We start from the raw sequence: 13,747 nt of genomic DNA on the forward strand, positions 1-13,747 counted from the left end.
CCTACTCACCTGTCTCTCTGCCTGATAACACTGAACCTGGCTGTTCCTCCAGCAATTCTGCCAGCTCTCTGACCGCATCTGCCGAACGACTGATATCTTTACTGCTACGTTCTAACTGGAACATCAATGGCGAGTCCGGAGCCATGGTATCCCCCAATGCCGCTGTCGTTTGTTCTACCGCCTTAAGAGTTACTTCTACCGTCGCCAAAACTTCATTCACCTTACCCAGTGTTTTTGGCAACTCCTTTTCAATAGCCCGTGACATTTGATCCATACTGTCAGCCATGGGCACAAATTCGTCCCTCATATCCGACATACTTTTTGCCATATCTTCCGACATGCTCCCAAACTGGGCAAAGGCTTTATTAAGATTACCAGGCATCTTCTGAAACGCCTCACTGCCGCTGATGGTATTCAGATTATGAGCAATACTTTTCAGATCAGAAATCAGTTCAGGCAGATTCATCTTGTCCAGATCCTGAGTGATCGTTTCCAGATCTGTGGGCACTGTAGGCAGCTGTGGGTACTGACTGGAAACAGGAATGGTCTGAGAGTTGGCCTTATAAAAGTCGACCTCTACGTATAACAGCCCGGTCAGCAAACTCTGGGTTTTCAGCTTGGCAGCAAGTCCTCTGGCAACCAGTTGCTCCATAATGTCTTCAGGAACTTCTCCTCCCTTACTGATCACCATGTCAGGGTAAATATCAATCACAACGGTATTGAGCAGTTCTTCACGATCGACATAAAGCTGGGTACGAATATCGGTAACTTCACCAATTTTTACTCCTCGCAGCGTGACAGGGGCACCAATGTTCAACCCCATAACGCTACTGTCGTATATCAGTTCATAGCGCTCTTTACTGTTGCTGGAGTAACTGCCTGTACCCACAAACATAGCCAGACCCACTGCCAGCCCGATCATGGCAATCACAAACAGACCGGCAAAGATAGAATATCTTTTCTTATTCATCTGCAAATCTCTCCGGACCTCTGTTGATGCCCTTGTCCACGGGACAAAAAGTCCCTGACCAAAGGCTGAGCACTATGATTCAGCATATAAGAGGGAGCACCTGTATCGAGCTGTGTTTTTGTCTGTGCATCTAAAAATACGCCATTGGAACCAATAGCAAATATACTTTCCAGCTCATGGGTCACAATGACAATAGTCACCCCCAGAGATTGGCTGAGCTGCAGGATCAGATCGTCCAGCCGCTTGGCACTCAGAGGATCAAGACCTGCCGACGGTTCATCAAAAAACAATACTTCAGGATCTAATGCCATCGCCCTGGCCAGGCCTGCCCGTTTAGCCATGCCACCGCTGATCTCGGAAGGATAATAGTCTTCAAAACCCGCCAGCCCGACCAAAGCCAGCTTATAGCGAACCAGATCGGCCATTTCTGCCGGCTTCATTCGGGTGTATTGAGTCAGAGGTAAACTGACATTTTCTGCCAGCGTCATAGCACTGAACAGCGCACCACTTTGATAAGTTACCCCCCAGCGTTTTCTCATCTTCAGCTGCTGGATGTCTGTGGCTGAGAAATAGTCTCTACCATCATAAGCAATCGTTCCGGCGGCTGGCTGATATAAACCGATCATATGCTTGAGCAGAGTACTCTTGCCGCAACCACTGCCTCCCATGATGACGAAAACATCACCTTTTTGAACGCTGAAATTCAAGTTCTGCTGTATCAGACTGCTGCCGTACTTCATCGTCAGTTGACTGACTTCTATTGCTGCACTCTTCTCAGACAGGGATTTGGAATCTGGCTGCTCTATCATCAAATACCCAACTGGAAATAGAGAATATTCAGGCCTGCATCTGCTACGACCAGATAAACAATGGCCGTCACTACAGCTGTTGTCGTTGCCTTGCCCACGGCTGCCGATGAACGTCCGCAAGCCAGGCCAGCCTGACACCCGGCAAAACTGATCAATAGAGCAAACACCAGACTCTTAAATAATCCGGTCATGACATCACTCATGGCGAATGCGCCTGAGAGTTGGTGGACATACTGGGTAAAGGTGATGTCCATACTCAGCGCCACAACGCCGCCGCCGAGCATGCCCAGGATATCGCTGTAAAGCGTCAGTAATGGCATAGCGACAACCAGTGCCAGCATTCGGGGGAGCACCAGATAATCCACAGTCTTGATACCCAGGGTGGTGAGAGCATCAACCTCTTCATTCACCTGCATAGTGCCGAGTTGTGCTGCATATGCAGCGCCTGTTCGACCCGCCATAATAATTGCGGTCATCAAGGCCCCCATTTCCCGTACCATCCCAACACCTACCAGGTCTGCGACATACACTTCAGCACCAAACTGTCTGAGCTGAACAGTGCCGAGATAAGCCAGAATCATACCTACCAGAAAGCTGAGTAACGTCACGATTGGTAATGCCGCTGGGCCGGCCTGATGTAGAAACTGGAAAAAATCCCCACGCCTGGCGTCACTGCGGAGCCTGAATATTCTGAGAATCCCGAGGGTGATCTCGCCCAGAAACAGGACAAAATCTTCCAGCCACTGCAACAGTCCTTTTATGATTGACTGAAACAGGTTTATTGAAAAAAATGCTGTCTTATTCGAAGAGGTTTGCAGAGGGACTGCAGTGGCTAACTGGTGAAGAGTGTGGGCCTCTTCTGGAAGCCCTGAGAGCATCAACTTGATTTTGCTGCGGTCACAATAACGCTGAAGTTTAAGCAACCAGGCCGAGAACTGTGAATCCCAACGAAAGGAAGGATCCGTTAAGACTTCAAAAGTCTGAACATTCTCTGATTCCAGCTCAGAGAATATCTGCTCGGTATCAGGCAATGTCTGATACCGGTCCCAATGACCGGAGAGGCTCGCACTCAAATATTCCGGACTAACGTTACGCGTTATCTTGAAACCGGGTGATACCATCGAGTCTAAATGCCCATAGCGAACGAAAAAGTACTGATAAAAAAGAGCGACAAGCATATAGACAAAACTGAACCCGGTAAATATTCCAGTGACTGACTTTACCAAGCCCATAGACTGTCACCAGACATAAGTCCGGCTCAATCTTTTACATTAACTTTGCCGTCTATAAGACTGACAGCGGTATTGATAGTTGATAGCAACTTCATCAGAAATCTGTCGGACTTAAGCCTTCATAGAGGAAGCTGGCTTAAGTCCGACAGACTCCTGATCATCACATAAACAACTTGATGATACTTTCCTGCAGGTTGTCAATTTCAGCCGTAGAACCAGGTGCTACAAAAATCGTATCGTCCCCGGCCACACAACCTAAAATACCGTCAGAACGACCGATAGAATCCAACAGACGGGCAATCATTTGAGCAGCACCCGGGCTGGTTTTGATCACGATCAACATACCATTGTTGGCAACATCTTCCACCAGATCCCGAACGGCAATATTGGAATCCATTTTACCCAGCTCCGGTGGCAGGCAATACACCTGTTCATTGCGGGCATTGCGGGCACGAACAGCCCCGTGACGACTCAGTAGCCTGGATACCTTGGATTGACTGATATTGTCAAAGCCCTGGCTCTGAAGTTGCTCAACAATCTGACTTTGAGACCCACAGCTCTCTTCTTTAAGCAGCTGTCTGAAAGCCTTTATGAGTTCTTCCTGTTTTTGACTGGCCATAATCTTTGTTCATTGCTCCTGAAGCCCCAGACAGTTTACACCAGGGTTTCTGGCTTATTCTGGGTAAAAAAGCACCACCAATGAATAAATATTCAAATTTTGCTTGATTTTATCCATGATCATGTAAGAGAATCCAATTTCCATGTGAACCCGTAGTCTGTTCGGCCTATGCTATCCGGTATGAAATGGCCTTAAGTCCGACAGATCTCCTCAGCCCTGAAGACTTCCCAATCACCTAAATCGGGAAAAGCTCCTCGCTGAATCACCGTAGTCATTGTAGATGCGGCAGGACTCTCACAAACAGCCATGAGCTGGAAAATACCGCCTTGCCACTCAACAATGGCAGTGACGGATGTTTCAAACCAGCCATGAGCACAAACCAGCCATGAGCACAAACCAGCCATGAGCACAAACCAGCTATAAGCGATTAACACAATTTTTCGTCACCCATGGGGATGAAAATGTTTCACTGTATAAACTATCCGCTGCATTTCATACTCACCAAAGCGGGAATTTTTACAAAATGGTAGATGAAAGGCAATGGGCATAGTAGTAGAGAGCCTCAGCAAGGCTTTTGGCTCCACACAGGTTCTGAAAGATATTAGTTTTAGCATACCCCGAGGTGAAACCACCGTTCTTCTGGGGGCCAGTGGCGCAGGCAAGAGTACTCTGCTGCGTATGCTGAACCTACTGGAAACACCGGATCAGGGCACCATGAAGATCGCGGATATGTCTTTTAATTTCAGTAATGGACATGACAACAAGCACCTGAACAAACAGGCTTGTGCACTGCGACGTAAAGTAGGCATGGTTTTTCAGCAATATAATCTCTGGCCTCATATGACCGTTCTTGACAATCTGATTGAAGCGCCAGTTGTTCAGGGCATGCCCAAGAAACAGGCCATCAGTAAAGCAAAAGAACTATTGGAACGAGTCGGCCTGTCTGAAAAAGCAGAGGCCTGGCCATCATCGTTATCTGGCGGCCAGCAGCAACGAGTGGCCATTGCTCGCGCATTGATGCTTTCACCTGATGTTCTGTTATTTGATGAGCCTACTGCAGCACTGGATCCGGCTATTACCAATCAGGTTGTGGAAGTCATCAAAGAGTTAAGCCAATCCGGTATCACTCAGGTGGTTGTCACTCACGAAGTTGAATTTGCCCGAAAAATTGCCAGTAAAGTTATCTATCTTGAAGATGGCCATATTGTCGAAGACGGGTCTTCAGATCATTTTGCACACCCACAAACAGAAGCTTTTCGCAGCTATCTGGAACACTGATCTTTGGGAGACTCATGTCTCCAGCCTATAGAGGCCGCTGTAGCCAGCACGTCTTTCAGACGGCCTCTTAGTTTGATTGCAGACTTTTCGGATTTCTGGAGTACCGAAAATGAAAAAATTGTTCGCCTCTATTCTAACAGCCAGTGTCGTGACCATTGCCTCGATCCAAGTTCAGGCAGCCGAAACCATACGCTTTGCCACAGAAGCCACTTACCCTCCTTTTGAGTTTGTCGGCAAAGATAATCAGCTTGAAGGCTTTGATATCGATCTGGCCAATGCAATCTGCTCGGAACTTAAAGCAGAGTGCACATTCAGCAACCAGCCCTTTGACAGCCTTATTCCCAGTCTGAAATTCCGCCGGTTTGATGCTGTTATTTCAGGTATGGACATTACTCCAGACCGTCTCAAGCAAGTGGATTTCAGCAGTCCCTATTATGAAAACTCAGCTATTTTTGTGGCAGATAAAAACGACAAACTGACGTCTATTGACGCCCTCAAGGGTAAGTCAGTCGGCGTTCAGAATGGCTCTACTCATCAGCAGTATGTGATCGACAAGCTGGAAAGCAAGGGCGTAAAGGTTCGTCCTTACGATACCTTTCAGAACGCTTTTCTGGATATGACCAGCGGCCGTGTTGATGCCGTTTTTGCAGATACGGCAGTTGCCAAAGAATGGCTGGCCGAAAGAGGTGAAGGCCAGTACGCGCAGGTCGGCCCGGAAATCAAGGATGCCAACTACTTTGGGATCGGCTACGGGATAGCAGTGCGTAAAAAGGATGAGCTGAAAATGAAACTGGACGCAGCTCTGAGTACACTGAAAGAAAACGGCACGTATCAAAAGATCTACGACAAGTACTTTAACAAGGCTTCTGCAGCCTGACCACTTCCAGGCTGTAGCCAGTCTGGTTACAGACTTCCATCGACTGACAGACCGTTGTTTCCATGCTTGAACTCTTCTTCAATGCAACACTTATGACTCTGGGGCTCGCGCTGTCCTCTCTGCTACTGGGACTGGTGCTCGCAACCCTGCTGGCCCTGGGAGAACTGAGTCGCTTCCGGCTGCTTAGATACCTGACGGTTTCCTGGGTCACCATTATCAGAGGACTGCCAGAGATACTGGTGGTTTTCTTTATTTATTTTGGCGCTACTCACCTGCTCTTTCTGTTGACCGATGAATTTATCGAGATCAGTCCATTTTCCGCAGGAACAGTAGCGCTTTCATTGATCTATTCATCTTATGCCAGTCAGACCTTGCGTGGGGCTTTCATGGCGGTACCCAGAGGTCAGTCAGAAGCAGCCAAAGCTTTAGGTCTCAGTTCCGGCCGCTGTTTTTATCGAGTCATTCTGCCACAGGCCTGGCGTCATGCGTTGCCCGGGCTGGGTAATCAATGGCTGGTACTGCTGAAAGATACGGCACTGGTCGCCTTAATTGGCGTTACTGACTTGTTGCGTCAGGCTCAACTGTTTTCATCGCAAACTTATGAGCCCTTTACCTGGTATGCCACTGCAGGCGTTATCTATCTGGTCATCACCCTGATCAGTCAGCACTGTCTGGATAAAATGAAGCAGAAAACCAGCCAACACATCAGGACGGTGAATGTATGATGCCGGAATCGTTACAGGAATATCTGCCTCAACTATTAAAAGGTCTGCAGACAACCCTTGAACTGACTTTTGCCAGCTTGTTAACGGGTCTGGTATTGGCGCTTCTGTTCACTCTGATTCTGTCTCTGCGCTTCAAACCCCTGGAATGGCTGGTTCGATTGCAGATTCTGCTGTTTACCGGCACACCTCTACTGATACAGATTTTTCTGATTTACTACGGCCCGACCCAGTTTCCTATCCTGCAGGAGACAGTATTCTGGCCATTACTCAGCGAACCATGGTTCTGTGCCATGCTGGCTCTGGCCTTGAACAGTGCAGCCTATTCTACCCAACTGTTCAAGGGGGCTATTGATGCGGTCTCTGCCGGCGAATGGGAAGCCGCCCTGGCCGTGGGTATGACTCGCTCACAGTCTCTGACCCGGATCATACTGCCCCATGCATTTCGCAGGGCACTCCCTGCCTATGGCAATGAAATGATTCTGGTCATGAAAGGTACGTCACTGGCCAGCACCATTACGTTAATGGATCTCATGGGCTATGCCGCTCGACTGAATGCCCAAACATACGACACACTGACAGTGTTCACTTTAGCGGGTTTGATCTATCTGACCCTGACTGGCATTCTGACATTGATTGTGAGATTCATTGAACGAAAGGCGCTGGCCTTTTCTAACTGAAGAGCAAGCCGTTGGCTGCCACTCAAAAGGCTGGCGGCTAATCTGAAAAACTTGCTGTAAAGCGTTATGGGTAACAGTCAAAGCCCTGGCCGGTATCATTTTGATGAACCTGATCACCTCATATTCTGAACCAGTAACCTTGCCGCTACATCGCACATACTGTTGATGGCGGCCTTATCCAGATAGACGCCGTCATTTAATAAACGACTCAAACCGTGCAAGCTGCTCCAGCTAACCTGAGCCACTCGCAGGGCATCCTGCTCCTGATTGAAGTGATCTTCCGGCAGGCACTTTTTGACAAAGTCTGCATAACACTGAAATGCTTCAAAAGAGATGTCTCTGAGTGTCTCTGTGGGCTGCCCGTTCTTCCAAATAGGCCGGCCGAACATCAGGTCATACTGCTCAGCATGATTCTGGGCAAAGTCGATATAAGCATGAGAAAACCCTCGAAACCAGCTTTCCAGATCATCAGGAACCTCTTTCAGCCTGCTCCCCATCTTGTCGTACCATTGACTAAAACCCTGCTCGGCAATAGCACACAAGAGTTCATTTTTATCTTTAAAATGATGATACGCGGCGGTTCTTGAAACCCCAACCCCCTCTGCCAAACCACGCATTGACAGCTTTTCAACACCGGACTCGGCAATCATACGGGTCGCCTCATTAATCAGACTTTGTCGTAAATCCCCATGATGATAATTCTTCTTTGCCGGCATATTTTTACTCAAACACGTATTCAATGACAAAAATGGTCGCTTAATCTTGACAGTGTCAACATACAATCTTATCTTGACGCTGTCCAGATAACATAATTACAAATACCCATAGCTAATAAAGAACATGATGAGGATCTGTCGATGACCACCTCCCCCTTCAGCCCTGAGCCATATAAAGCTGCACCGCATAAGCTGTACCCTCACCTGCTGGAGCCACTGGATCTGGGCTTCACACAGTTAAAAAACCGGGTATTGATGGGCTCCATGCACACCAATCTGGAAGAACATCCCGGCGGCTATGAGCGACTGGCAGCCTACTTTGGTGAGCGAGCGAAAGGGGGAGTCGGCCTGATCGTAACCGGAGGCATTGCACCCAACCGGGAATCCGGCGGTTTGCCCAATGCTGCCCTGATTAAAACAGAAGAAGAAATCGCCGGTCACAGTCTGGTCACCCAGGCTGTGCATGAAGAAGACGGCAAGATCTGCATGCAGATCCTGCACACCGGTCGCTATGCCTATCACCCGGAAGCTATTGCTCCCAGCCCCCTGCAGGCACCCATTGCGCCCTTCCCTCCCAGAGAGCTGACACCTGAAGAAATTGACGGCCAGATTGAAGACTTTGTGCAGTGCAGCCTGAATGCCCAGAAAGCGGGTTACGACGGTGTGGAAATCATGGGTTCAGAAGGTTATTTCATTAACCAGTTTATCGCCGCTAAAACTAACCACCGGGATGATGACTGGGGTGGCCGATACGAAAATCGCATTCGACTGCCCATTGAAGTAATTCGTCGTGTAAGAGAAAAGGTCGGCTCTGACTTCATTATTATTTACCGTCTCTCCATGCTCGACCTGGTTGAAGGGGGCAGCAGCTGGGATGAAATCGTAGAACTGGGCAAAGAAATCGAAAAGGCTGGCGCTACCATCATCAATACCGGTATCGGCTGGCACGAAGCCCGGGTTCCAACCATTGCAACTATGGTACCCCGCGCTGCCTTTACCTGGGTCACGGCAAAAATCAGAAAGGAACTGAGTGTTCCTGTCATCACCTCCAACCGTATCAATATGCCTGAGGTGGCAGAAACTGTTCTGGCCAGAGGCGATGCTGATATGGTTTCCATGGCTCGTCCCCTGCTGGCCGATCCAGAGTGGGTTAACAAAGCTGAAGAAGGCCGTGCTGATGAAATCAACACCTGTATCGCTTGTAACCAGGCCTGCCTGGATCATGTTTTTGAACTGAAACTGGTCAGCTGCCTCGTTAACCCAAGAGCCTGTCATGAGACAGAATTAAATTATCTGCCCACGGACAAGCCGAAGAAGCTGGCGGTTGTCGGTGCAGGTCCTGCCGGCCTTTCTTTTGCGACTACTGCCGCTTATAGAGGACACGATGTCACCCTGTTTGAAGCTTCTGATAAAGTCGGTGGTCAGTTCAATATTGCCAAGCTGGTACCGGGCAAGGAAGAATTTTCAGAAACGCTCCGCTACTTCCAGCGTCAGGTAGAACTGACCGGTGTGAAACTGAAGCTGAACACCCGAATTTCTGCCAGCGAACTGGAAAACAGTGACTTCGATGAAGTCATCGTGGCGACCGGTGTCACTCCTCGCACACCCGCTATCGAAGGACTGGATCACCCCAAAGTTCTGAATTACCTGGATGTATTCAAGGGAGCTGAAGTCGGCAAAACCGTAGCCGTGATCGGTGCAGGTGGTATTGGTTTTGACCTGAGTGAATTCATTACCCAGAAAGGGCCTTCACACAGCCTGAATGTTGAAGCTTTCATGAAAGACTGGGGTGTCGATATGAGCCTCAGCAACCGTGGAGGTCTGGCTTCCCCTACCAAGGAAGAAGAAAGCTCGCGGGAGGTTTATCTACTGCAGCGCAAGAAGACAAAACCGGGCGCGGGTCTAGGTAAAACCACCGGATGGATTCACAGAACCGAGATGGTCAAGCGTGGCGTGAAAATGGTGCCTTCCTGCGAGTATCAAAAAATAGACGATAATGGTCTGCATTTATCCATCAATGGTGAGCCTACAGTTCTGGATGTGGATAACGTAGTGCTCTGTGCGGGCCAGGAGCCTCTCAGAGAACTGGCTGACACGATTACCAACAAACCCGTTCATCTGATTGGTGGTGCCGACGTTGCTGCTGAGTTGGATGCCAAGCGAGCCATTAATCAGGGTGCCTACCTGGCCGCTGAAATCTGATATTAAGCCATGAAGGCATCATTGGATGCCTTCATTTCCTACTGGGCTCCAGTGAATTTATTTCTTCCTGAAGACTGTCCTGAACTTCCTCAGGTCACTGATACACACAGGCCTTGATAAACGCCTTCTTTGCCCCCCATTCATCAAAGCTAAAAGTAAGGATCGTTTTATACCCATCGCCTTTCAAGTGCTACGTTGTTGCCAGCGTTCGCTCACCCTGATCACCCACTACTTGTAGGCTCACAGGGCTTCGCTCACTTGTCGCCTAGGAGGCTGACCGAGAATAGCGTCCGAGCATAAAATTCAGTAGAACGAGTCAGCTTTTTCACTGAATTTGTGCGAATAGTTGACCTATTTAAGCAAATTCAGTGGAAAAGATGGCCGTTCTTTCTGGATTTTAGGCCGGGCTGTCTATTCTCGGTCAGCCTCCTAGTAACATCTTGAAATCCAATGGGTATATCACTGCTCGGATTTATTCGACTCAGGGGTATTGATTTCGGTATCTTCAGGAAGACTGTCATCGGTTTGAAGCTGATCCATGGCGCAGTTCCACCCCCAGGCTTCCTGCTTTTTCATAAATTCCGAGGCCTTTTCTTCACAATAGCCTTCGGTATAACTGGCGTTCCAGAGCGTCTCTTCCTGATCGTCTTTGGTATAGCGAACTTCACAGGGCACACTGGACTCACGCTGCAGATAGATGACGTCTATCTTTCGCTCTTGCTTAGCATGGGTGCAAGTGTAAGAGTAATTATCCGATGCGGATGCCAGTCCGGTCATACCCAGCCCAACCAGAATGGCCAGAGAAGCTTTATACATGGGGGGATTGATCCTGTTCGAAGTGATAGTCACCCACGCCAGAAACGTTGGCAGAGAAGGCTTAACGCGCCTGATCGTGTGGAACCCAAAAAACCAGCTGAATACTCTAACACAGCCTATCTAAGAAACCGAAGATTCTTGGGGTAATCCCAGACCTTACAGAGAAAAACATGTCATTTGGTTCACTTTTATCCTTCTCTCGCTGGTCAGGACGCCCGACGAGGGGCTTTCTTTCGGCGGGTCTTCTTCTTGAACCGTGATGCCGATACCGGAGGCAACCCCTGAACATTGATGGTACCTGACTGCCCGGCCTCCAGTAGCAATTGAGTCAGTTGCTGCTCAAGCTGACTCATGAAGGACTGGTATGAACCTTTTTTTTCTACTATCTGGTTAAGAGAGGCTTCCCATCGAGCCGTCATATCAGGCTGGCTGACAGGTTCAGGCAAGGCTTTTATCAAGGCCTTTCCTGTTTCTGTCGCGTGAATGTTTTTGCCCTGACGCGCCAGGTACTTCCGATTAAACAATAATTCGATAATGCCTGCCCGGGTGGCTTCCGTTCCCAGACCATCGGTTTCCTTCAATACCTTCCTGATCTCAGAGTCCTTCACATAACGGGCAATCCCCGTCATGGCTGATAACAGGGTCGCATCTGTGAAAGACTTGGGAGGTTGGGTCTGTTTTTCCGCTAACTCAGCCTCCTTGCATAACAACGCCTGACCTTTGGTCATTTCGGGTAGTCTCTGACTGTCTTCTTTCTCAGGAGAAGACGGTTTTCGAGGAAAAACAGCCTTCCAGCCTTCTTCCATAACGGTCCTGCTGCTGGCTGTGAACAGTCCACCTTCTATGATGATACTGACTTTTTGGGCTGAAAACTTATGATCCGGATAGAACTGTGCCACATACTGCCGGGCGATAAGACCGTATAACTTGCGTTCACGATCCCCCATTTTATAAAGATCAGCCCTTCGGGTGGTCGGAATAATCGCGTGGTGTGCTCCTACCTTGCTGTCATTCCAGGCTTTACTTTTGCGATCCGGTAATGCGCCATCCACCGCATTGGCAAGATGTTCATCATTACTTCGAATAGCGCCCAATACTTCCGGGGCCTCTCTGAAATGTTCCACCGGCAGGTAACGGCAATCTGACCGAGGGTAGGTGACCAGTTTCTGCTCATACAGTTTCTGACAGACATCCAGCACTTCCTTGGCACTCAACCTTAACTGTCTGGCAGCATCAATCTGCAGGACCGACAGAGAGTAGGGTAAAGGAGGCGTCTCCTTACCCGGCTTTTTATCCAGTTTACTGATCTCTCCCTGCTTACCCTGAACCCTGCTCACTACATTTTCAGCCAGCCGACGATCCAACACCCGACCTTCATCATCCATCCAGGGCTGACAGGCTTCACTGGGCTGCCACTTGGCTTTGAAGCATTCCCCCTGATCGGTTACCAACAGGGCAAAGACTTCGAAATAAGGTTTGGGCTGAAAGTTGGCAATCTCTTCATCTCTTCGAACTACCAGCCCCAACACTGGAGTCTGGACCCGGCCAACAGAAAGCAAACCGCCATAGCCTGCTTTTTTACCCAGAACCGTATAGGCACGGGTCAGGTTAATACCATAGAGCCAGTCAGCTCGGGAACGCGCCAGAGCAGACACTGAGAGAGGAACATAATCCGAATTACTCTGCATTCTGGCCAGTGCTTTTTTGACGGCCGAGCCGTTCAAATCATTTACCAGAAGACGACGGACATTTTTCTTGCGAGCCTGGGAAAGTTTCAGATAATCCAGCACTTCATCTACGAGCAGCTGCCCTTCCCGATCCGGGTCTCCAGCATGCACAATGGTATCTGCCGTTTTCAGCAACTTACGAATGACCGATAACTGGGAACGGGTGTTTTTTCGCGGCTGGAGCTGCCACTGCTGGGGAACAATAGGCAAATGTTCAAAACGCCACTGTTTGTATGCCGGATCGTAATTTTCTGGCTCAACCTGTTCCAGCAGATGACCTATACACCAGGTCACAACATCGCCAGATGCTGTTTCTACATAGCCATCTTGCTTTTTATGGGGCCGGGGCAATACATCGGCTATAGCTCTGCCCAGACTGGGTTTTTCAGCAATGATTAATCGCATTCGGTGAAAATGATCTCCATAAGCTCAAAGAAAGAGTCGGTGTCGTCTCATCAGGGACTATGATAACGCCCTCTCTGAATTGTGCCATGAAACAGAGAACAAGAACTCTCTTTCAACCTCATACCGATTAACTTAACAAACCAGGAGCCAAGCATTTCACTCCATACCGTTCACCCTGAGCCTGTCGAAGGGTCGTGGCACTGGACTTCGACAGGCTCAGCCCGAACGGGGGGGGGTGGGGGGGGTGGGTCATATAAGGAGATTATTTCAGGACTATTACTAACCCGGAAAATTCATAAAGCCGCTCTAATCAGGAGCATAGGGTGACAAGTAAAGAAGGCTCAGGTTTCCATATCCCGGCAGATCCTGTGCCATGTGGTAGCCTGCCTGCTCCTGCATATGAAGAACCGCTTCTTTAAATGCCTCATGTGACGTCTCTGGAATAATGGTTTACGACCTCTTCCTCCTTGATCCTTCATAGCAGGGAGTCCACCTTGTTTAAAACGATGTAACCAGTCATGTACAGCGTCATGAGTGACGCTCAGCAATGCTGCTGTTTCTGAAACCGAAAGCCCTTGCTGTAAAAAGGACAATCCCAGGAGCCTGTCTGGCGGGTGAGCTCTGAATTAGTCAAAAGAGTGCAGTGGGTATGATCGCCAACGATACCTGATTTTAATGCATCAGTGTCGAGACT

The 13,747-nt window shown here is 48.9% G+C and carries 14 protein-coding genes; 5 read left to right on the forward strand and 9 right to left on the reverse strand.

Annotated features, from left to right (window positions below; all coding sequences use genetic code 11):
- Position 1: 1 nt before the first annotated feature.
- The 5 genes from GZ78_RS01080 to GZ78_RS01100 form a co-directional block, all read right to left on the reverse strand.
- Complete coding sequence (locus GZ78_RS01080) at positions 2-970, reverse strand: MlaD family protein (protein ID WP_034832063.1); 969 nt, start codon at positions 968-970, stop codon at positions 2-4.
- Complete coding sequence (locus tag GZ78_RS01085) at positions 967-1,779, reverse strand: ABC transporter ATP-binding protein (protein WP_051785706.1); 813 nt, start codon at positions 1,777-1,779, stop codon at positions 967-969. Before GZ78_RS01085 ends, GZ78_RS01080 begins: the two co-directional genes overlap by 4 nt.
- Positions 1,779-3,011 carry an MlaE family ABC transporter permease gene (locus GZ78_RS01090; protein ID WP_201772630.1) on the reverse strand — a complete coding sequence of 411 codons (1,233 nt, stop codon included), beginning with the start codon at positions 3,009-3,011 and terminating at the stop codon, positions 1,779-1,781. Before GZ78_RS01090 ends, GZ78_RS01085 begins: the two co-directional genes overlap by 1 nt.
- Before the next feature lie 160 nt (positions 3,012-3,171).
- Positions 3,172-3,630, reverse strand: coding sequence for a transcriptional regulator ArgR (gene argR / locus GZ78_RS01095; RefSeq protein WP_034832066.1), 459 nt, complete (start codon positions 3,628-3,630; stop codon positions 3,172-3,174).
- Positions 3,631-3,821: 191 nt separating this feature from the next.
- Positions 3,822-4,034 carry a hypothetical protein gene (locus GZ78_RS01100; RefSeq protein WP_034832068.1) on the reverse strand — a complete coding sequence of 71 codons (213 nt, stop codon included), beginning with the start codon at positions 4,032-4,034 and terminating at the stop codon, positions 3,822-3,824.
- 136 nt (positions 4,035-4,170) lie between these two features.
- On the opposite strand from GZ78_RS01100, the gene artP reads away from it, so the two are divergent.
- From artP to artM, 4 genes are all read left to right on the forward strand, one after another.
- Positions 4,171-4,908, forward strand: a complete 738-nt coding sequence (artP, locus tag GZ78_RS01105; protein ID WP_034832071.1) for an arginine ABC transporter ATP-binding protein ArtP — start codon at positions 4,171-4,173, stop codon at positions 4,906-4,908.
- Between the two features lie 109 nt (positions 4,909-5,017).
- Entirely contained in the window at positions 5,018-5,785 is a 768-nt protein-coding gene (locus GZ78_RS01110) for a lysine/arginine/ornithine ABC transporter substrate-binding protein (RefSeq protein WP_034832073.1), read from the forward strand.
- Between the two features lie 62 nt (positions 5,786-5,847).
- The gene (gene artQ / locus GZ78_RS01115) at positions 5,848-6,510 is read left to right on the forward strand and encodes an arginine ABC transporter permease ArtQ (RefSeq protein ID WP_034832075.1); all 663 of its coding nucleotides are present in this window, start codon (positions 5,848-5,850) and stop codon (positions 6,508-6,510) included.
- On the forward strand, positions 6,507-7,187 hold the full coding sequence (gene artM, locus GZ78_RS01120; RefSeq protein ID WP_236631456.1) for an arginine ABC transporter permease ArtM: 681 nt from the start codon (positions 6,507-6,509) through the stop codon (positions 7,185-7,187). Before artQ ends, artM begins: the two co-directional genes overlap by 4 nt.
- Positions 7,188-7,300: 113 nt before the next feature.
- Here the strand turns inward: artM and GZ78_RS01125 are convergent, their stop codons facing one another.
- On the reverse strand, positions 7,301-7,915 hold the full coding sequence (locus GZ78_RS01125; RefSeq protein ID WP_236631457.1) for a TetR/AcrR family transcriptional regulator: 615 nt from the start codon (positions 7,913-7,915) through the stop codon (positions 7,301-7,303).
- 129 nt (positions 7,916-8,044) lie between these two features.
- On the opposite strand from GZ78_RS01125, the gene GZ78_RS01130 reads away from it, so the two are divergent.
- Positions 8,045-10,105 (forward strand): NADPH-dependent 2,4-dienoyl-CoA reductase, encoded by a 2,061-nt coding sequence (locus GZ78_RS01130; RefSeq protein WP_034832078.1) that lies wholly within the window; start codon positions 8,045-8,047, stop codon positions 10,103-10,105.
- A 459-nt stretch (positions 10,106-10,564) separates the two neighbouring features.
- Here the strand turns inward: GZ78_RS01130 and GZ78_RS01135 are convergent, their stop codons facing one another.
- The 3 genes from GZ78_RS01135 to GZ78_RS30855 form a co-directional block, all read right to left on the reverse strand.
- Entirely contained in the window at positions 10,565-10,921 is a 357-nt protein-coding gene (locus tag GZ78_RS01135) for a hypothetical protein (RefSeq protein ID WP_051785707.1), read from the reverse strand.
- A 206-nt stretch (positions 10,922-11,127) separates the two neighbouring features.
- Positions 11,128-13,053: a DNA topoisomerase III gene (locus tag GZ78_RS01140; RefSeq protein WP_034832080.1), complete on the reverse strand. Its 1,926-nt coding sequence runs from the start codon at positions 13,051-13,053 to the stop codon at positions 11,128-11,130.
- A 341-nt stretch (positions 13,054-13,394) separates the two neighbouring features.
- The gene (locus GZ78_RS30855) at positions 13,395-13,646 is read right to left on the reverse strand and encodes a helix-turn-helix domain-containing protein (protein WP_161787276.1); all 252 of its coding nucleotides are present in this window, start codon (positions 13,644-13,646) and stop codon (positions 13,395-13,397) included.
- Between the last annotated feature and the right edge of the window lie 101 nt (positions 13,647-13,747).

Source organism: Endozoicomonas numazuensis, assembly GCF_000722635.1.
Taxonomy (GTDB): Bacteria; Pseudomonadota; Gammaproteobacteria; order Pseudomonadales; family Endozoicomonadaceae; genus Endozoicomonas_A; species Endozoicomonas_A numazuensis.

Bases quoted from the DNA above. Each gene is read 5' to 3' on its own strand.
- GZ78_RS01080 (WP_034832063.1), bottom strand. From the start codon at position 970: ATGAATAAGAAAAGATATTCTATCTTTGCCGGTCTGTTTGTGATTGCC.
- GZ78_RS01085 (WP_051785706.1), bottom strand. From the start codon at position 1,779: ATGATAGAGCAGCCAGATTCCAAATCCCTGTCTGAGAAGAGTGCAGCA.
- GZ78_RS01090 (WP_201772630.1), bottom strand. From the start codon at position 3,011: ATGGGCTTGGTAAAGTCAGTCACTGGAATATTTACCGGGTTCAGTTTT.
- argR (WP_034832066.1), bottom strand. From the start codon at position 3,630: ATGGCCAGTCAAAAACAGGAAGAACTCATAAAGGCTTTCAGACAGCTG.
- GZ78_RS01100 (WP_034832068.1), bottom strand. From the start codon at position 4,034: ATGGCTGGTTTGTGCTCATGGCTGGTTTGTGCTCATGGCTGGTTTGAA.
- artP (WP_034832071.1), top strand. From the start codon at position 4,171: ATGGGCATAGTAGTAGAGAGCCTCAGCAAGGCTTTTGGCTCCACACAG.
- GZ78_RS01110 (WP_034832073.1), top strand. From the start codon at position 5,018: ATGAAAAAATTGTTCGCCTCTATTCTAACAGCCAGTGTCGTGACCATT.
- artQ (WP_034832075.1), top strand. From the start codon at position 5,848: ATGCTTGAACTCTTCTTCAATGCAACACTTATGACTCTGGGGCTCGCG.
- artM (WP_236631456.1), top strand. From the start codon at position 6,507: ATGATGCCGGAATCGTTACAGGAATATCTGCCTCAACTATTAAAAGGT.
- GZ78_RS01130 (WP_034832078.1), top strand. From the start codon at position 8,045: ATGACCACCTCCCCCTTCAGCCCTGAGCCATATAAAGCTGCACCGCAT.
- GZ78_RS01135 (WP_051785707.1), bottom strand. From the start codon at position 10,921: ATGTATAAAGCTTCTCTGGCCATTCTGGTTGGGCTGGGTATGACCGGA.
- GZ78_RS01140 (WP_034832080.1), bottom strand. From the start codon at position 13,053: ATGCGATTAATCATTGCTGAAAAACCCAGTCTGGGCAGAGCTATAGCC.